A 15,237-nucleotide genomic window follows, 5' to 3' on the forward strand; every position below is an offset into this window, starting at 1 on the left:
GGTTTTGTTGTATGTGCGGCTAGTTCCAGATCCGGACCCGCTGGGCCGGCTCCAGATACAGCTCGTCGGAATCAGCCACCTCGAACTCCTCGTAGAACGAGTCGATGTTGCGGATGACGCCGTTGCAGCGAAACTCCGGCGGCGAGTGAGGATCCACCGCCAGGCGCCGGATCGCCTCGGCGTCACGGGATTTGGTCCGCCACACCTGTGCCCAGCCGAAGTAGACGCGTTGCACGCCGGTCAGCCCGTCGATCACCGGGGCTTCCTGGCCCTTCAGCGACAGCTGATAGGCCAGCAGCGCGATGGACAGTCCGCCGAGGTCGCCGATGTTCTCGCCGACCGTGAACGCGCCGTTGACGTGGTGCGAGCCGTCCAGCCCACGCGGGCTGAACTGTTCGTACTGATCGATCAAAGCCTTTGTGCGGACCCCGAATTCAGCCCTGTCGGCATCGGTCCACCAGTCGACCAGGTTGCCGTCACCGTCGTACTTGGCGCCCTGGTCGTCGAAACCGTGGCCGATCTCGTGCCCGATCACCGCGCCGATACCGCCGTAGTTGGCCGCGTCGTCGGCATCGGCGTCGAAGAACGGCGGCTGCAGAATGGCTGCGGGGAAGACGATTTCGTTCATCCCCGGGTTGTAGTAGGCATTGACCGTCTGCGGTGTCATGAACCATTCGTCGCGGTCCACCGGCCCGCCCAGCTTGGCCAGCTCGCGGTCGGAGTTCACCACGTGGCCCCGGCGGTAGTTGCCGTACAGGTCGTCACGCTCGACCACCAACGCCGAGTAGTCCCGCCAGCGGGCCGGATAGCCGATCTTCGGGGTGAACTTGTCGAGCTTCACCAGCGCCTTGGCCCGGGTCTCCGGCGTCATCCAGTCCAGCTCGTTGATGCTGACCCGGTACGCCTCGCGCAGGTTGGCCACCAACTCGTCCATCCGGGCCTTGGCCTCGGGTGGGAAGTACTGCTGGACGTAGAGCTTGCCGAGGGCATCACCCATCAGGCCCTCGACCAGGGAGACGCCGCGCTTCCAGCGGTCGCGGTTCTGCTGGGTGCCGCTCAAGGTGCGGCCGTAGAAGTCGAAGTTCTCGGCCACCAGCTCTTCGGTGAGCAGCCCGGCGCGCGAATGGATGACGCGCCAGCGGGTCCAGGCCTTCCAGTCCTCCAGGTCTTCGCTTGCCCACAGCGCGGCGAACGCCGTCACGAAGTCGGGCTGACGCAGCACCAGCTCGGAGACCTTCTCCGGGGTGGTGCCGAGCGCGCCGAGCCAGCCGGTCCAGTCGAATCCGGGGGCATCGCCGGAAAGGTCGGCGAACGTGCGCAGGTTGTAGGTCAGGTCCGCGTCGCGGCGCTTGACCACGTCCCAGTGCGCGGCGGCCAGCTTGGACTCCAGCGCCACGATCCGGGCGGCCGTCTCGCTCTGCTCCCCGCCATAGACCAGCGTGAACATGCGGGCGATGTGCGCCGGGTATGCGGCCAGGATCTCGGCATGCTGCTCGTCGCGATAGTAGGACTCGTCGGGCAGCCCGAGGCCGGACTGGCTCATGTGCAGCAGGTAGCGCGTCGAATCCTTGGAATCGGTGTCCACGTACACACCGGCTCCGCCGGATACACCGGTGCGCTCCAGGCCGCCAAGCACCGAGGCCAGCGCGTCGCTGTCGACAGCGCCGTCGATCAGGGCGAGCTCGGCCAGCAGCGGGGCCAGGCCACGCGTGGCGATGGTCTGCTCGTCCATGAAGCTGGCGTACAGATCGCCGATGCGCTGCTCATCGGTGCCGGCCGCGGCTTCAGAAGCGGCAGCCTCGGTGATGAGATCGCGGATCTGCTCCTCGGCACGGTCGTGCAGCAGCCGGAAGGCGCCGTCGGTGGCGCGGTCGGCGGGAATCTCGTAGTCGGTCAACCATCGGCCATTGACGTGGCCGAAGAGGTCGTCTTGCGGGCGGGCCTGCGGGTCGACATGGCTCAGGTCGATACCCGACTTGATCGCTTCTACCGTCACCCCGACATTCTTCCAGAAGGCCGCGGGTGCGCTGGGTGGGTTTCGCTGCCGGTACCCTCACGGCCATGCCCGAGGCGCCAAGCAAGGACAGCACCAACGACCACTCCGGCGGTGCCATCACCGGCTTCGGGTTCGCATCGGCGGTCGCGGGCCTCATCGCGGTCGTCGCTGTGGTCCTGGCCACCATGGTGTGGTCCGCACACCGCAGCGAGTCCGACGAGCGCGCGTACCAGACCCGAGTGCTGCGGACCGCAGCCGACTGGGCCAATGTCCTGATCAACATCAACAAGGACTCGGTCGAGGCCGGCATGCAGAAGCTGCGCGAGGGCACCGTGGGCCAGCTCAATTCCGACTTCGACGCCGCCGTGCAGCCCTACCGCGATCTGGTGCAGCGGCTACAGGCCCGCACCACCGGGCAGATCGACTCGGTGGCCATCGAATCGCTGTACCACCCGCCGCCAGGCCCGGACGGCCGCCCGGTGCCCGCACCCAAGACGGACCTGGCCGGAATGGTCTCGCGCACCGACACGGTGCTGGTGGTGGCCACCTCGGTCAGCGAGAACGCAGGCAGCGACAAGCCCCAGACCGTGCGCTGGACGCTGCGGTTGGACGTCTCTGACGTCGACGGCACCCTGATGGTCTCGCGGTTGGAGCCGATCCGATGAGAAACCGGTTGCGTGTCCTGGCTTTCGACATCGCCGCCCCGCTGGCCGCGATCGCGGCGGTGCTGTACATCGGCCTGGCGCTGTCCTGGCCGCTGTGGTGGGTCTCGCTGTGCTCGGTGCTGTGCCTGCTGATCGTGCAGGGCGTCATCGTCAACATCGTGCTGGCCCGTCGCGACGGCGTCACGCTGGGCACCGACGACGATGCGCCCGGGCTGCGGCTCGCGGTCGCCGGCGTGGCCGCGGCCGCCCTGGTGGCCGCGGTGACGGTGGGTTACCTGCGCTGGACCGTGCCCGACCGGACCTTCAACAACGACCGTGACGAGGTGGTGCGGATCGCCAGCAGCGTCTCGGAGGCCACCGCCACGTTCAGCCCGCAGAGCCCGACCGCCTCGATCGACCGCGCCACCGGGATGATGTCGCCGAAGCAGGCCGAGCAGTTCAAGAACGAATTCGCCAACGTGGCAAAGGAATTGGCCGGCAAGAACGTCTCGGCCACCGCCGCCACCATCTCGGCCGGGGTGGAGGCGCTGGGCCCGCAGGTGGCCAGCGTGGCCGTGGTCCTGCGCGGAACTCAGAGCGCGCCGGGCAAACCGACGGACAATGCGGTGATGGCTCTGCGAGTCGCCCTCAGCAAGACCGACGGCCGCTGGCTCGTCGACAACGTCACCCCGCTGCACTCGCGCTAGCCGACGCGGACGCCGTCAGGCGAAGCGGGCGTACTCGACCTTCAGACAGAGGTCCTGGATGACCGTGAGGCCGGCCGCCGCACCGTCGCGGGCCACCTGCTCGTCGCGCAACCCCAGTTGCAGCCACAACGTCTTGGCTCCGACCGCGATGGTGTCGGCGAGCACGTGCGGCAGTTCTTCGTGGCGACGGAACACGTCGACGAGATCCGGTACCTCGGGAAGGGCGGCCAGGCTGGGGTAGACGGGGGTGCCGTCGACCTCGGTGATGGTCGGGTTCACCAGGTACAGCGTGTAACCGGTGGCCGCCTTCAGATACGTCCAGACCTCGTGGCTGGCCCGCGCCGGGTTGGCCGAGGCACCGACGATGGCGACCGACCGGGTCTCGCGCAGGACGCGTTGCACCGTCGCGGCCGACTCGGACGTCATGGGGGACCGGGAGAATCCGGGCTATTTGGCGGAACGCTGTGCGGAGAGCTTGGCGAACCGGTCCGAGAGCCGTTGCATGCGCAGCAGCAGTGAGGCCGGCGGGCTGGTGGTGCCCTCCAGGTAGTCGGCGAAGGACTCGTTGGACACCCCGACGCGCGAAGCGAACTCGGGTGCCTGCAGCTCGGACCGGCGCAGCATGGCCTGGATCTGGCGAGCCACCTCGGCGCGCTCGGTGGCCTCCAGGTGCTCACGGGTGCGCACCAGAACCTCCGACAGCGCCTTGGACACCCCGTAGGGGCGGGCGGTCTGCAGCACTTCCTCGACCTGGCGGGCGGTGCGGCCGTAGGGATCACGCTTGATCGCAGCGACGATGCGCTGCCAGACCGCCATGTCGTCGGTCTCCAATGCCGCGCGAATGGCGGCGGTCGGCCAGTACTCGACCGGCCGGTCGTCGAATGCGGGTTGACGCTGCGGCGGTGCGGCCTTCGCCGGACGTGATTGTCGCGGCTGTGCCGGCTGCTGCGAGCGCTGTACCGGTGTGCGTGGTGTCTGCGTGCCCTGCCCCTGTGTGCGCTGTGCGTTGGTGTCCTGCACGGGAGCGCGTTGCTCCTGTTTCCGTTGTACCTGGGCGGGCGAGTTCTGGGGGCGTTGTGCGGAACTGCGTTGCGCCGAAGTGCGCGGCGTCGTGGTCTGCGGGTTGGCGGCGCGCGGGGTGGCGGCCGTCCGTTGCGCGGTGGTGGCGCGCGGAGTGGTGGCGCGCTGGGTCGTGGTCCGCTGGGCCGAGGTGCGTTGCGCCTGGGGCGCTTGAGTGCGCTGACTCGGAGGACGTCGCGCTGACGATTGAACCGGCTGAACCTCGTCGCGGCGCGCCATTCGCGCATCCCTCGATTCCCGGACGTCGGGGGCCAACGTCACTTCGCCTCCTCCAGCATTGCTACCGCAACTGACAGGCAGCGCTGCCTGACCTTCTCCCATTCGGCAGCTGCATCCGGGTCCGACATCACGAAGTCGTGTTCATCGGACGGCTGCGGGTCGGCCAGCCGCCGCACCAGCTGCGTGGCCACCCATCTGCTCTTCGGGTTCTGCCCACAGTAATACCGGTCCATGCCCGACAACACCAGAGCTGCGGTCTCGGTTTCTACCGACTCGACAAGATCAGCAAACTCTTCATAGTCCTTGGTGCTGTTCCGGCACATGATCAGATAACTTTTGAGCCGCAGGGTTTCGGCGCCGGTCGGGATCTGCAACCGATCACCGGTCGGCAGTTGAACATTCGTGGTCTCCACCGGACCTAGGCGTTCCATGGGCGTGCGCTGTGCGTCGGCCTCGGTCTCCAGGGCGTCCACGGCTACCGAGAGTCTGCCCCGCCACATCGTCACCGGATGCACGCCCGGGCAGCGCTTCGGGCCACCGGGCCGCCGCGCCGCCAACAGGGAGGAAGGCTTGCTGCAGCCACTGAAAGCCAGCGGGTCGGTGACGATGATCGTCTGCGGGGCAAGGGTTTTCATTCGTGCGGCAGTTCGCACCATCATGCGCAGGTCCGATCCGCTCGGACCCATCGCGGAGATGTCGTCGGGGATGATCACCAGATCGTTGACTTCGACCTTCGGCAAAGGCTTTTCGAAATCGACCTCGGGCAGCAGCCGGTCCAGCCAGTGCGGCAGCCACCAGTTCCACTCGTCGAACATGGCCATCAGGGCGGGCACCAGGATCAGCCGGACCACGGTCGCGTCCACCGCGATGGCCACCGCGCACGCCACACCCAGCTGGGCCACCAGCGGCATGCCGGCAAAAGCGAACCCGATGAACACCGCGATCATGATCAGCGCGGCGCTGGTGATGGTGCGCGCGCTCGTGCTGACGCCGTAGGCGACCGCGTCGCGGGTGCTGTTGGTCTGCAGGAACCGTTCCCGAATCCGGGTGAGCAAAAAGATCTCGTAGTCCATCGACAGGCCGAAGGTCATCGCCAGCACGAGCGGCGGAACGGTGCTGTCGAGCGAGCTGATCTTCTCGAAACCCAGTCCCTCGAACCAGCCCCACTGGAAGACCACCACCAGGCTGCCGTATGCCGCGGCCACCGACAGCACGGTCATCAGGACACCCTTGAGTGCCAGGAACACCGATCGGATCGACACCAGCAGCATCACGAAGGCGATCAACGCGACGAACAGGAACACCAGCGGCTGGGTGCTGGACACCCGATCGTCGAAGTCCTTGATCAGCGCGGTCGGACCACCCACATCCACGCGCGCGTTCGATCCGGCGACCTGGGGCAGTTTGTCCCGCATCCAGTCGATGGACTCGCGCGCGGCCAGGTCCTCGGGGTCCACCGACAGCACGGCCGACAACAGCGCGCTGGTGTTGTTGTCGGCGAACACCGGCGGCTGCACGGTCTGCACGTTGGGTGCCCGGGTGATCTCCTGGCGTACCGCGTCGATCGTGGCGGTGCCCTTGGCACCGTCGGCGTTGCCGTCGGGGAAGGTCACCAGCACTCGCACCGGGCCCAGCGCTCCGGGTCCCAGCGCGTCGGCGGCGGCGTTGACCCCGCCGCGGATCTCGTGGGTGGGCTCGAACTGGCGCTGCATGCTGTTGCCCAGCACCATGCCGAACGCCGGTGCCGCCAGGATCAGCAACAGGATCGTCGCGGCGACCGCCGAGGCCCACGGCCGTCGCATCACCGCGCCGGTCCACCGGGTCCAGAACCGCGACTGGGTCGCCTCGGCGCGGCGGGACCAGTGCAGGTACGACGAGCGTTTGGCCGCGGCCTTGCCGAACGTCGCCAGCACGGCCGGGGTCATCGTGGTGGAGGTCAGCACGGCGACCGCGACGGCCAGGATCGCGCCGGTGGCCATCGACACCAGCACCGGGGTGTTGATGATGTAGATGCCGGTCACCGACGCGATCACGGTGAGGCCGGACAGGGCCACCGCCAGGCCGGAGGTGGCCATCGCGGCGTCGACCGCATCGGCCGGGTCACGGCCGGCGCGCAGCTCCTCGCGGTAGCGCATCAGGATGAACAGCGAGTAGTCGATGGCCAGGGCGATACCGAACATCGACACCGTCGACGTCACGAACACGCTCATCTGCGTGTACATCGACAGCAGATAGACCAGGCCCATGGTCACCACGACCGTGCAGATGCCGAGCACCAGCGGCAGTGCCGCGGCGGCCAGTGATCCGAACACCGCCAGCAGCACGATCAACACGATCGGCAGGTTCCACTTCTCGGCCGCGGCGATGTCGTGCTTGGTGGCCTGGGTCGCGGCCGCACCGAGTGCGCCCTGACCGATGACGTAGAACTTGACCTTGCCGTTCTCGCTCTCGCCGGGCTCTTCGCCGTGCACACCGACCTTCTGGCGCAGCTGTTTGGCCACGTCGACCGCGCCGGTGTTGTTGAAGTCCAGTTGCAGCGTGATGACGTAGGGCCGGTCGGGCTGCGGGGCCGGCTGTTGGGGATTCGGCACGATCTTGACGCTGGGCACCTCGCCCGCGATCTTCTCCAGCCACACCACCGCGGCGTTCATGTCCTGGAACGAGGCGTCGGCGCGCGGCGCCGCGATGAGGGCAAGCGGGGACGCGCCCTGGTCCGGGAAATGCTCCTCGAGTTGCCGCTGGACGTGCAGCGACTGCGAACCTTCTACGTCGAACCCGCCGCCGGTCAGATTGGACGACTGGTTGATCGCGAGGTAGATCGACGGCACCAGAAGCAGTAACCACGTCGCGAACACCGCCCAGCGGAATCTGCGCAGATAGCTGCTCAAGCGCATCATGAACTGCTGGATGCGACTTCCCCGCTTTCTCCCCCCAACCTGGCTGGGCGTGTCCTGGCTCGTACCAGCGAGAGCGTACCTCTACCGGCGTAATGTGGCCCGCTCTCTTCCGGTTCTGAGATCGCCCTGAGACTTCTCACAGCTGATATCCGTAGCGTTGTGCGCACGCCGCCGACCCGGAGTTGCTAACAGAAGCGCCCTGTCCGGCGACATAGCCAAGGACGACCCCGGCTGACGTGTACGCCGGGGCCCACGCTGAAGGAGTACTCCATGCAACCGACCAACGGTGGATTGCGCCGCAGTCTGGCTGCCGCTCTCGCGGTGACCGGCGTCGGCGGTGCCATGGTGGCCGCGCTCATGGTCCCGTCCGCTACGGCTGCGACCGATCCGTGCGCCGCGAGCGAGGTCGCCCGCACCGCGGGCGGCGTGGCCACCAATATCGGCAACTACCTGGACACGCATCCACAGACCAACCAGGCCCTGACCACGATCAGTCAGCAGCAGGGTGGAGCGCAGTCGATCGCTGCCCTCAAGACCTACTTCGATGCCAACCCTCAGGCCGCCAAGGACATCCAGCAGTTGCAGCAGCCCCTGGCCAGCCTGGGCACGCGCTGCAAGTTGCCGGTCACCCTGCCGCAGCTGATGGGGCTGATGCAGGCCACCCAATCTCAGGGCGGGACCGCTACCAGTGGTTTGCCGGCCGGGACGCCCTCGGCGCAGAACGTCGGGGTGCCCAGTGTCGCGGTGCCTGGCCAATCGTCGCGCCCGTCGTCGGTGACAGCGGGCTCCGGTCCGCTTCCGGGCCCCGCCACGGCTTCGACGCGCTAGGCCGGCGGCCGTCGCGTCGTTGTGGGTGGCGCCGCTGAACTGCAGGTTCACCGACCGGAGAGCCGGTTTGCGCGCAAGGCAAGAAAGTCGTCAAGGATTCTGCTTAGCTTTCTTGAGCCGATAACTGATTGGGGTTACGGCCTACCTCATCCGATGAAGGAGCTTGACCATGTTGCTCTCGGCCCGAAATGCGCGGCGCGTGGTAGCTGGCGTGGCCGGCACCGGCGCTGTAGCCGGTGCGATGCTGTTCGGCGCCATCCCGTCGGCGCTTGCCGACGACCCGGCGAACAACCCCCCCAACTGCAGCGCAGCCGATCTGGCCGGCGTGGCTTCGGGCGTCTCGGCATCGACCTCGGCGTACCTGTTCACCCATCCCGATGTGAACAACTTCTTCACCAGCCTGGAAGGTCTGCCGCGTGAAGAGGTCCGCACCAAGGTGCACGACTACCTGGAAGCGAACCCGCAGACGAAGGCGGAGCTGACCGGTATCCGCCAGCCGCTGGTAGACCTGAAGAACCGCTGCGGCGAAGCTCCGGCTCCTTCCATCCCCTAACCGAGTGCGGGTGGAAGCAACCCCCGCCAGCGGCGAAGGACACGTGACGCTCGAGAGCGTGAACCGCACGGTGCTGATGGTCGACGACGACCCGGATGTGCGTACTTCGGTTGCCCGCGGATTGCGGCATTCGGGGTTCGACGTCCGGGTCGCGGCGTCCGGCAAGGAAGCACTGCGCCTGTTGTCGAACGAGTCGCACGACGCGCTCGTTCTCGACGTTCAGATGCCGGAACTCGACGGCGTCGCAGTGGTCACCGCCTTGCGGGCTTTGGGCAATGAGATCCCGATCTGCGTGCTCTCGGCCCGCGACACGGTCAACGACCGCATCGCGGGACTGGAAGCAGGCGCGGACGATTACCTGACGAAACCGTTCGACCTCGGCGAGCTCGTGGCACGGCTCAACGCGTTGTTGCGGCGGGCCAGCCATGCCGACCGGCCGTCGGACACCATGACGGTCGGGGCGCTGACCATCGACACCGCCCGTCGGCTGGTGTTCGTCGGCGGCGACCGCGTCGACCTGACCAAGCGGGAATTCGACCTGCTGGCCGTGTTGGCCGAGAACACCGGCGTGGTGTTGTCCCGGCAGCGGCTGCTCGAGCTGGTCTGGGGATACGACTTCGACGTGGACACCAACGTGGCCGACGTCTTCATCTCGTATCTGCGGCGCAAGCTCGAGCGGCCCGATGTGCCGCGCGTCATCCACACCGTTCGGGGCATCGGGTACGTGCTGCGCGAGGATGCGTGATGGCCGCGTGACGGATGCCGTGAGGAACAGGCAGTAGGTGCGGATCTTCGGCTTCATCCGCTCCGCGTCATTGCGCACCAGGGTCGCCGTGGCCTCGGCGCTGGCGGCTGCGGCGGTGGTCGCGGTGTTCACCATCCTCACCTCGGTGGCGCTGGCCAACAACGACTCCGCTCAGTTGGACCGCAGGCTCGACGCGATCGTCGACGCCAGCATCAGCCCCGAGCATCTGCAGGATCCCACTCGCGGGGTGCTGACCACCGGTCGGTCGCGGTCGACCGGGCAGGTGGTGTTCCAGCGCGGCTTCCAGTTGCCGGCGCTGCCGCCGGGCACCGAGACCGTCGAGGTCAACGGGGTCGACTACCGGGTGCGCACCGTCCACGTGGACCAGCACGGCGGGGTGTTGATGTCCATCGGTATCCGCGCGGACAGTATTTTGTTGAGTCCCAACAGAATTCCGCTCTACACCGGATTCGGTGTGGCCACCGTTCTGGTGGCCGGGGGACTGGGCTGGCTGTTGGCCGGGCCGGCGATCCGGCCGCTGCGCAAGCTCACCGAGCAGACCTCGAAACTGGACAGCGGTACCGAGGCGATGCCGAAGGTGCGCGGCGTGCGAGAGGCCGAGGACTTGTCGGAGGCCATGGCGGGCATGCTCACCCGCTTGGCCGCCGCACAACGCGCCACCACCAATTCGCTGCAGGCCGCACAGGATTTTGCCGCCAATGCCGCACACGAACTGCGCACCCCGCTGACCGCGATGCGCGCCGATCTGGACACGTTGCGGATCCACAACCTGCCGGAATCCGAACGCGACGAGGTGGTCGCCGACCTGTCCCGGGCCCAGCGCCGGGTGGAGGCCATCATCACTGCCCTGGGCCAACTGGCCTCGGGAGAACTGGCCCAGGCCGAGGACCGCGAACTGATCGACATCGCCGACCTGCTCGACCGGGTGGTCAGGGAGAACGCCCGGGGCAGCGAGCATGTCCGGATCGAAGTGCAGGTCGCTGACGACGTCGGCCTGGTACTGGGCTGGCCGGGCGGGCTGCGCATCGCCGTGGACAACCTGGTGCGCAACGCCATCGTCCACGGTGAGGCCACCCGGATCGTGGTGACCGCCCACCGCAGCGATGGGCACCTGGTCATCACCGTCGACGACAACGGGCGCGGACTACCGGTGGAGGAGCACCAGACCGTTCTGGGCCGGTTCCGCCGGGGCAGCACCGCGATGGCGGGTGGCTCCGGGCTGGGCCTGGCCCTGGTTGCGCAGCAGGCTGTGTTGCACGGCGGCGAGATCACGTTGTCCGACGGGCCGCTCGGCGGTCTGCGCGCCGTTTTGACGCTGGCCGCGCCGGTATCGGCCTCCGGCGATGGCGCTCAGGCGGATTGACGACGCTGCACGGCTGCCAGCACCCCGCGCCAGCCCAGCAGCAGCAGCGCGGTCACCAGCGAGGCGACGACGACGAAGCTGACCGCGACGCCGGCCGAGGTGAATTTGCGCAGCACCATGCCGATCACGACGGTGCTGACCCACACCACGAGGCCGGTGGGCGCCAACGATGTCGGGCGCTGCCAACCGCGCGAGAGCAACCAGCCCACCACCGTCCCGGTCAGAAACGGCCACGCGGTCTCGGCGACCCCGGTCACTGTCAGACCCTCGGCGTGGCTGCGCCGTCCGATGGTGCAGAACACGACCACGCAGATCAGGTCGGCCAGGAACGCCGCGCCGCTAGCTCGTCGCATATGTCATCACATCCAGTACCAGTGGGCTGACGTCGGATTGGTCGCGCTCGGCGAAGCCCGGTTGCCGTGCGGCCGGCTTGCCGTCGAAGAGCGCATCGGCGGCGGCCAGCGAGGTGAGCCGCGAATCGAGCCGGAACGATTTGAAGGTAAATGGTAAGCCATTGGACGCCAACGGATCCGGCCCGTCCATCACATGGAAGTGCAGGTGCGGTGCATCGGAGTTGCCGGAGTTGCCCAGGGCGCCGATGACCTGCCCGGCGCTGAGCTTGTCTCCGGGTTTGACCTTGAGGCTGTTCGGTTGCAGGTGCGCGTAGAAGGCGTAGTTGCCGTCGCCGATGTCCTGCACGATGTGGTTGCCGCCGTACTGCGCGAGGGTAAGGCCGTTCGGCGTGACACCCGGGACCTGCTCGTTCAGTCCGTCGAGCACTGCCACCACCGGGCCGTCGGCCACCGCGTGGATCTCGGAGCCGAAGTACGGATAGCTCGCGACCTTGGCCCGGTCCCCGGCGAACAACCGCCCGTCGGCGCCCAGCTGCACATAGTCGATGGCGAATCGTTCTGCAGCCCAGACCTTTCCGTTGATCGGATTCAGCGCCATACGATGCGGCGTCATATCGCAGCAGCTGTTGGCATCCACCCAGTTGTCCCCGGTGAGCGGCGGGGTGATGGACACCGGCTTGCGGGTCTGCACCGCCACCGGCGCCACCGGCTCGGTCAGCGTGGGCGGGACCAGTGGCGGCATCGGTTTGGCCACGGTGATCCCGAGTTCGTGGGTGAGCTCGGTGGGCACCTGCGTCGGATCGTCGGCGACGACGTCCAGCCACACGTAGGCGCTCTGCCCGGGGCCGAGCGTGTTGGTCGGCACAGCGGAATTGCCCACGGCCCTGGTCCAGTATTTGAGGCTGTCCCCGGACAAGGTGAGTAACTTCCGGTCGGCCGTCGTGGCGCTGAGCGAGTTGAGCGTGACGGCACTCGGCGAGGTGTTGGTCAGCATCAGCTCGTAGGCCAGGTGGGTGCGGCCATCGGTGGCGGCCACCGGGACCGGTTCTGCCAGAACCGATCCCACCACCGGTGTGACCACCGGCGGCGGGGTGGTGGTCGTGGGGGACTCGGACTGCGGACTCTGCGCCGACGAACACCCGGCCAGGGTCAGCGCGAGCACTGCGATCGGGTACCGGATTCGCATCGACGTCTCCTAGGGCTTTCAGGATTCAGGGTTCGGGGAGGCGGAACCGTCTGTGTCCGCCGTGCCGGCTGCGTGTTCGTCCGGGTCGAGGTCCTTCTCGGTGCGGAACATGAAGAAGAACACCACCCACCCGATCGAGGAGATGAAGATCCAGCTGACGAGGCGGTAGATGAGCATGGCCGAGATCGCCGATGCCAGCGTCATTCCGGAGGAGACCAGCCCGGGCACCAGCACGGCCTCGACCACCAGCAGACCGCCCGGCATCAACGGGATCGACCCCACCGCGCGGGCTGCGGCGTAGGCGACGGTGACCCCCGCCAGCGACGGGTGCCCGCCGGCGGCGTAGCAGGCGAAGGCCAGGCAGGCCACGTCGGCGACCCAGTTGAACATCGACCAGCTGAACGCCACCGCGAGGTCCCGCCGGCCCAGACTGACCGACTCCAGCTGCTGCAGGATCTCGCGCCACTTGGCCAGCCCGGTGTCTGTGGGCTTGCCGCGCAACGAGTTGACCCACGCCAGTACCTTGGCCCCGATGCCGTCGATCAGCTCGGGTCTGGTGGCCACGGCTTGCGCCAGCAGAATGATCGCCAGGAACGCGCCGAGCGAGAAGATCAGTGACAGCGGGTTCTTGCTGGCCCCGAGCAGAAGCGCGCCGCCGAGGCCCAGCAGCGCCAGGCCAACGATCTGCAGCACCCCCGACATCACCAGCTGCCACGAGGCCACCAGCGGTGAGGCACCCCAGATGCGTTGTTGGCGATACACGAACGTCGCCGAGAGCACGGGGCCGCCGGGCATGGTGGTCGACAGTGCGTTACCGGCGTAGAACGCGGCCTCCGAACGCCACTGTCTGACGGGCACTCCCGCCGATCGCAGCAGTGTCCGCTGGATCTGGGCGAAGCTGTGCATCGAGGCCATCGCGGCACCCACCGCCGCCAGCACCCACCATCCGTTCGCGGTGAGCAGGCTTCGCCACGCCTTCGCCAGCTGATCCCAGACCAGCGTCACCTCGACGGCCAGCACTGCCACCGCGAGTGCGATGACCGCCCACCGCACCCACCAGTACTTGCCGCGCGTGGAGCCGACCCTGTCCCGGGTTGTGTCGGCCGGCGCGTCCTGTGACACGCCCTACAGGGTAACCGCGCAGGTCGTGTCGACATCGCCGGTTGCTGGGCGCGCCGCATTACGCTACCGAGATGGCACTGGATCCTGTTGCTGATGAGGCCGTTACGCCGTTCGTCCGCAAGGTTGCGGCCTGGTCATGGCGGCTGCTGGTCATTCTGGCGGCCGTCGTGGCACTGCTGTGGCTGATCAAACACCTCGAGGTGATCGTGGTGCCGGTGGCCCTGGCCACCATGGTCGCCGCGTTGCTGCTGCCCGCCGTCGACTTCATGGACCGCCGCGGCGCCCCGCGTGGCGCCGCCGTCGCCCTGGTGTTGCTCGCCAGTTTCGCGGTGGTGGGCGGCATCTTGAGCTTCGTCATCTCCCAATTCATCGAGGGTGCACCGCAACTCGTGGAACAGGTGACACGAAGCATCGACGGGCTGCGCAACTGGCTGATCAACGGGCCGCTACAGCTGAGCAAGGAGCAGATCGACCAGGCCGGCAACACCGCGATCGAGGCGCTGCAACGAAATCAGGAGAAGCTCACCACCGGGGCGCTGTCCACCGCGGGCACCCTCACCGAACTGCTCACCGGCGCGCTTCTGGTGCTGTTCACGCTGATCTTCCTGCTACAGGGCGGGCGCAGCATCTTCGCGTTCGTCACCAAGGTGTTCCCGACGCACGTGCGTGACCGAGTCCGCGACGCCGGTCGAGCCGGCTTCCACTCGCTGGGTGGCTACATGCGGGCGACGTTCCTGGTCGCCCTGGTCGATGCCGTGGGCATCGGTACCGGCTTGGCGATCATGGGTATCCCGTTGGCGCTGCCGCTGGCCTCGCTGGTGTTCATGGGTGCGTTCATCCCGCTGGTCGGTGCGGTCGTCGCCGGATTCCTGGCGGTGGTGGTGGCGCTGCTGGCCAAGGGATTCGTCTACGCCCTGATCACGCTCGGGCTGATCATCGCGGTGCAGCAACTGGAGGGTCACGTGCTGCAGCCGCTGGTGATGGGCCGCGCGGTGTCGATTCACCCGCTGGCGGTGGTGCTGGCCATCGCGGGCGGCGGTGTCCTGGCCGGCATCGTCGGCGCTCTGCTCGCCGTTCCCACGGTGGCGTTCATCAACAGCGCGACCCGGGTCCTGCTGGCCGAGGATCCCGCGGCCGAGGAGGCCCGGCAAGAGGAATCGGACGACGTGCTCATCCAAGCCCCTGCCGACGACCTGTCGGCGGACGATCCCGACCGCTAGCCCAGGATCAGAGCCGGCCTTCGCGGCGCAGCAGATCCTGCGCACTCATCCCGCCGCCGCGACGGGGAGGTTCGTCGTCGCGGGGGTTGAACTTCTGGGTCGACGGATCCTGGTCACGCTGGCGCGGATTCGGCGCCTGCCCCGGCCCCTGGTTCGGCCGTTGTGCGCTGAACGCGGTCGTCGGCGCACTCTCACCACCACCACCGGCCGGCGGACGCTGCTGCGGTTGCGGCATGGCGCGGGTGGCATCGGCCGACGGACGCGGCGGCGGTGCCGCGGCGGGCGGGGGCGGGTTGCCGTTGG

Annotated in this window: 15 protein-coding genes; 7 read left to right on the forward strand and 8 right to left on the reverse strand. The window is 67.9% G+C overall.

The window, feature by feature from the left end; genetic code table 11:
• Positions 1-19 precede the first annotated feature (19 nt).
• Positions 20-1,996 carry a M13 family metallopeptidase gene (locus tag TX88_RS03060; protein ID WP_044514579.1) on the reverse strand — a complete coding sequence of 659 codons (1,977 nt, stop codon included), beginning with the start codon at positions 1,994-1,996 and terminating at the stop codon, positions 20-22.
• A gap of 65 nt (positions 1,997-2,061) precedes the next feature.
• Here TX88_RS03060 and TX88_RS03065 point away from each other — a divergent pair, with 65 nt between their 5' ends.
• Both TX88_RS03065 and TX88_RS03070 read left to right on the forward strand, forming a co-directional pair.
• Entirely contained in the window at positions 2,062-2,661 is a 600-nt protein-coding gene (locus TX88_RS03065) for a hypothetical protein (RefSeq protein WP_044519037.1), read from the forward strand.
• Entirely contained in the window at positions 2,658-3,347 is a 690-nt protein-coding gene (locus TX88_RS03070; protein ID WP_044514580.1) for a hypothetical protein, read from the forward strand. Before TX88_RS03065 ends, TX88_RS03070 begins: the two co-directional genes overlap by 4 nt.
• Positions 3,348-3,362: 15 nt before the next feature.
• Here TX88_RS03070 and TX88_RS03075 read toward each other — a convergent pair whose 3' ends face one another.
• From TX88_RS03075 to TX88_RS03085, 3 genes are all read right to left on the reverse strand, one after another.
• Entirely contained in the window at positions 3,363-3,773 is a 411-nt protein-coding gene (locus TX88_RS03075; RefSeq protein WP_044514582.1) for a CoA-binding protein, read from the reverse strand.
• A 21-nt stretch (positions 3,774-3,794) separates the two neighbouring features.
• Entirely contained in the window at positions 3,795-4,367 is a 573-nt protein-coding gene (locus TX88_RS34645) for a single stranded DNA-binding domain-containing protein (RefSeq protein ID WP_044519038.1), read from the reverse strand.
• Positions 4,368-4,684: 317 nt separating this feature from the next.
• Complete coding sequence (locus tag TX88_RS03085) at positions 4,685-7,543, reverse strand: MMPL family transporter (protein ID WP_044514583.1); 2,859 nt, start codon at positions 7,541-7,543, stop codon at positions 4,685-4,687.
• Positions 7,544-7,813: 270 nt separating this feature from the next.
• Here TX88_RS03085 and TX88_RS03090 point away from each other — a divergent pair, with 270 nt between their 5' ends.
• From TX88_RS03090 to TX88_RS03105, 4 genes are all read left to right on the forward strand, one after another.
• Positions 7,814-8,371 (forward strand): hemophore, encoded by a 558-nt coding sequence (locus TX88_RS03090; RefSeq protein WP_044514585.1) that lies wholly within the window; start codon positions 7,814-7,816, stop codon positions 8,369-8,371.
• 169 nt (positions 8,372-8,540) lie between these two features.
• Positions 8,541-8,924, forward strand: a complete 384-nt coding sequence (locus tag TX88_RS03095; protein WP_044514587.1) for a heme-binding protein — start codon at positions 8,541-8,543, stop codon at positions 8,922-8,924.
• 76 nt (positions 8,925-9,000) lie between these two features.
• Positions 9,001-9,669 carry a response regulator transcription factor gene (locus TX88_RS03100; protein ID WP_162563172.1) on the forward strand — a complete coding sequence of 223 codons (669 nt, stop codon included), beginning with the start codon at positions 9,001-9,003 and terminating at the stop codon, positions 9,667-9,669.
• Positions 9,670-9,706: 37 nt separating this feature from the next.
• A complete protein-coding gene (locus TX88_RS03105; protein ID WP_044514590.1) occupies positions 9,707-11,053 on the forward strand; it encodes a sensor histidine kinase in 1,347 nt (448 codons plus the stop codon).
• Here the strand turns inward: TX88_RS03105 and TX88_RS03110 are convergent.
• Genes TX88_RS03110 through TX88_RS03120 form a run of 3 tightly spaced genes read right to left on the reverse strand, consistent with a single transcriptional unit; the run spans position 11,041 to position 13,714 of the window.
• On the reverse strand, positions 11,041-11,406 hold the full coding sequence (locus tag TX88_RS03110; protein WP_044514592.1) for a DUF3054 domain-containing protein: 366 nt from the start codon (positions 11,404-11,406) through the stop codon (positions 11,041-11,043). The two genes, TX88_RS03105 and TX88_RS03110, sit on opposite strands and share 13 nt — an antisense overlap.
• Complete coding sequence (locus tag TX88_RS03115; protein ID WP_044514593.1) at positions 11,393-12,592, reverse strand: M23 family metallopeptidase; 1,200 nt, start codon at positions 12,590-12,592, stop codon at positions 11,393-11,395. Before TX88_RS03115 ends, TX88_RS03110 begins: the two co-directional genes overlap by 14 nt.
• Positions 12,593-12,610: 18 nt before the next feature.
• Positions 12,611-13,714, reverse strand: coding sequence for a lysylphosphatidylglycerol synthase transmembrane domain-containing protein (locus TX88_RS03120; protein ID WP_044514595.1), 1,104 nt, complete (start codon positions 13,712-13,714; stop codon positions 12,611-12,613).
• A gap of 71 nt (positions 13,715-13,785) precedes the next feature.
• Between TX88_RS03120 and TX88_RS03125 the strand changes: the two genes are divergently transcribed.
• Positions 13,786-14,934, forward strand: coding sequence for an AI-2E family transporter (locus TX88_RS03125; protein ID WP_044514596.1), 1,149 nt, complete (start codon positions 13,786-13,788; stop codon positions 14,932-14,934).
• Between the two features lie 7 nt (positions 14,935-14,941).
• On the opposite strand, the gene TX88_RS34850 is transcribed toward TX88_RS03125, so the two are convergent.
• Positions 14,942-15,237 (reverse strand): hypothetical protein (locus TX88_RS34850; protein ID WP_244438331.1); only part of this gene is annotated, 296 nt, incomplete at its 5' end.

It is taken from the genome of Mycolicibacterium septicum DSM 44393 (assembly GCF_000455325.1).
GTDB lineage: Bacteria > Actinomycetota > Actinomycetes > Mycobacteriales > Mycobacteriaceae > Mycobacterium > Mycobacterium septicum.

What these genes read in the sequence shown, in the direction of transcription:
- TX88_RS03065 (WP_044519037.1), top strand. Translation starts at nt 2,062, where the DNA reads ATGCCCGAGGCGCCAAGCAAGGACAGCACCAACGACCACTCCGGCGGT.
- TX88_RS03070 (WP_044514580.1), top strand. Translation starts at nt 2,658, where the DNA reads ATGAGAAACCGGTTGCGTGTCCTGGCTTTCGACATCGCCGCCCCGCTG.
- TX88_RS03075 (WP_044514582.1), bottom strand. Translation starts at nt 3,773, where the DNA reads ATGACGTCCGAGTCGGCCGCGACGGTGCAACGCGTCCTGCGCGAGACC.
- TX88_RS03085 (WP_044514583.1), bottom strand. Translation starts at nt 7,543, where the DNA reads ATGATGCGCTTGAGCAGCTATCTGCGCAGATTCCGCTGGGCGGTGTTC.
- TX88_RS03090 (WP_044514585.1), top strand. Translation starts at nt 7,814, where the DNA reads ATGCAACCGACCAACGGTGGATTGCGCCGCAGTCTGGCTGCCGCTCTC.
- TX88_RS03095 (WP_044514587.1), top strand. Translation starts at nt 8,541, where the DNA reads ATGTTGCTCTCGGCCCGAAATGCGCGGCGCGTGGTAGCTGGCGTGGCC.
- TX88_RS03100 (WP_162563172.1), top strand. Translation starts at nt 9,001, where the DNA reads ATGGTCGACGACGACCCGGATGTGCGTACTTCGGTTGCCCGCGGATTG.
- TX88_RS03110 (WP_044514592.1), bottom strand. Translation starts at nt 11,406, where the DNA reads ATGCGACGAGCTAGCGGCGCGGCGTTCCTGGCCGACCTGATCTGCGTG.
- TX88_RS03115 (WP_044514593.1), bottom strand. Translation starts at nt 12,592, where the DNA reads ATGCGAATCCGGTACCCGATCGCAGTGCTCGCGCTGACCCTGGCCGGG.
- TX88_RS03125 (WP_044514596.1), top strand. Translation starts at nt 13,786, where the DNA reads ATGGCACTGGATCCTGTTGCTGATGAGGCCGTTACGCCGTTCGTCCGC.